Source organism: Ideonella sp. P3_A4 (assembly GCF_056403075.1).
The window spans coordinates 1-1728 of record NZ_JBFUGE010000941.1 but is presented as its reverse complement, the minus strand read 5'-3'; the positions used below and the strand labels follow the sequence as shown (position 1 = coordinate 1728).

The following is a 1728-nucleotide window of genomic DNA, read 5'->3' as shown; positions in this document are numbered from 1 at the left end:
GCCCGATGGGTGCGGGCACCAGGTTGACGATACGGGTGAACAGCGCGCGATACGCCTCTTCGGGGTCGTGGCCGGTCAGCGGGTCGCGGTTGGTGGCGAACGCCTCGTCGAGATCGCGCCAGTCGTCCGCGGTGAGCACGCGTTCGGCCAGCGGCAGGACCTCGCGTTCTTCCAGCGCCATGTGGGCCAGGTAGAAATCGACGTAGCGTGCCATCGCCTGCTCGAAGGCGTCGCGCCGCGACTCACCCATCATCTCGAAGCCTAGCAACGCATGCTCCAGTTCACGCACGCGTTGTCCACCACAGGCATGGTCCTGGTCCAGCCTGTCCAGCAGGGCGCGGGCCAGCGGCGTGCGTGCACGCAGCTTGGGGAACAACAGCTCCGTCTCCTTGCGATGGTGGCGTTTCTCGGGAAACTCGTCCACATAGAACAGCATCGCCCGCAGTGCGGTGAAGTCTGGCAGCGTGCCTCGCCGCCGATGATCAGCCAGCAGCAGCAAGAGCGAGCGCAGCATCGCGGCCAATGCCGAGTGCTCGTCACGAAGAACGGTGAGTGTCAGTGGGACCATGGCGATCTCCTTGGCCGCAGCTTGACCGCATTGCCCGACCGCGCCCTTGTCGCAGATCAATTCATCTGCAACCCTCGTCTTCCCACTACTGTTCGAGGGCGTCCAGATCGTATGAGTACCCGCCCCCTGCACGTTTTGCCCGGTACATCGCCTTGTCGGCGCTGTCAATGAGCAATGTGTCCGTGCTTCCATTGCGCGGGAAGATCGAGATGCCGACACTGCATTTCACGCTGACCTGGATCGGCTCGCCTTCCGTCTCGATTTCAAACGGTTCACCCACACGAGCAATGATTTTTTCAGCGATTCTTGTGGCATCCGACTCCTGCCGCAATTCCATCAGAAGGTATAGAAACTCGTCGCCGCCGTGGCGACTGACGGTGTCGTCCTCGCGTGTCATGCTCTTCAATCGAGACGCGACCGTTTTCAGCACCTGATCCCCCGCGGCATGTCCATGGGAATCGTTGATGGCCTTGAAGCCGTCCAGATCAATGAACATCACCGCGAGCGTCCATCCGTGCCGCCTTGCCTGAGCGAGTCCATGCTCGAGACGGTCATTGAAAAGATTGCGATTGGGCAACGAAGTGAGCGGATCATGAAGAGAAGCGAGGCGAGTTGCCGCCGCTTCGTCATGCGCGGATTCCAGCTCTCGCTCGAGCAAATGCCGCTCCTTGACTTCGCCTTTCAAGGCCTGGGTCACCTGGATCAGGTCGTCTGCGCAGACCTGCACTTTGGCCTCCACCGCCTGACTGTGCTCGAGCGCGGCATCCAGGGCGGGCTGCGCTGGGCCATTTGAAAGCTCATGGTCAAGCGTTGAATTCACAGAGAACAACTCGGCGGCGCATTCGGCGACGGCGCCGTGGATTTGCTCACTCTGAACGACGACAACGTTCAGCTTGTGCAGGTCTGAAGCCGGCACAGTTGCTTTCAGCGGCGCACTCATCTATTGCTCCAGCGCATGGTTGACCTCCGGGTGCCAGACTCTTCGAGCAGGAATCATCGCGCGGACAAGCGAATCACTCTGTACGTCAACGCACAGAAGGCCGCGTTCGGCGCCTGCGCGATCAAACCGCGGCGGTCACCGGGCTCACGAGACAGCGCAGATCGCGCTTGAGGAAGCGGCTCATTTCGTCGGCGGTGATCGGTTTGCTGAGGAAGTAGCC

General features: G+C 61.2%; 2 protein-coding genes. Both read right to left on the bottom strand.

From position 1 onward, the window contains the following. Nucleotides 1-568 (bottom strand): hemerythrin domain-containing protein (locus AC1DYI_RS34655; RefSeq protein ID WP_477208635.1); only part of this gene is annotated, 568 nt, incomplete at its 3' end. A gap of 85 nt (nt 569-653) precedes the next feature. Next, on the bottom strand, nt 654-1508 hold the full coding sequence (locus AC1DYI_RS34650; protein WP_477208634.1) for a diguanylate cyclase domain-containing protein: 855 nt from the start codon (nt 1506-1508) through the stop codon (nt 654-656). Between the last annotated feature and the right edge of the window lie 220 nt (nt 1509-1728).